The sequence below is a fragment of the Virgibacillus carmonensis genome (assembly GCF_057836705.1).
Genome location: NZ_JBYQFJ010000403.1, coordinates 1 through 523, shown reverse-complemented (window position 1 = coordinate 523; position 523 = coordinate 1). Strand labels below are relative to the sequence as shown.

Here is a 523-nt window from a genome sequence, read left to right as displayed (position 1 = left end):
CAATCTGCATTTGAAGATGTGGTTACCTTTTATCAGCATAAAATTTACCAGCATTGTTACCGAATGCTTGGTAATGCGCACGAGGCGGAGGATATAGCGCAGGAAGCTTTTATTCGGGCATATACAAATATTGATTCGTATGATATAAATCGAAAATTTTCAACCTGGTTGTATCGTATTGCAACGAACCTAACGATTGACCGGATACGAAAACGAAAACCGGATTACTATCTTGATGCAGAGGTCAAGGGTACGGATGGATTAAATATGTACTCGCAACTTGAATCAGATACTATTTTGCCAGAAGCGGAAGTAGAGAACCTTGAACTTAAGAGCTATATTCATCACGAAATTTCTGAACTCCCACCAAAATATCGATCGATAATCATACTGAGATATTTAGAAGAGTTTTCCTTACAAGAGATTAGTGACATCTTAGATATTCCCCTTGGAACCGTAAAAACAAGGATTCACCGGGGAAGGGAAGCTTTACGGAAAAAGCTTCGCCACGTGTAAAGGAGTG

Annotated in this window: 1 protein-coding gene; it reads left to right on the top strand. The window is 39.4% G+C overall.

Annotated features, from left to right (window positions below; all coding sequences use genetic code 11):
• Window positions 1-516, top strand: a 516-nt coding sequence (sigW, locus tag AC3G7N_RS22585) for an RNA polymerase sigma factor SigW (protein ID WP_489424334.1), incomplete at its 5' end; no start/stop codon positions are given.
• Between the last annotated feature and the right edge of the window lie 7 nt (window positions 517-523).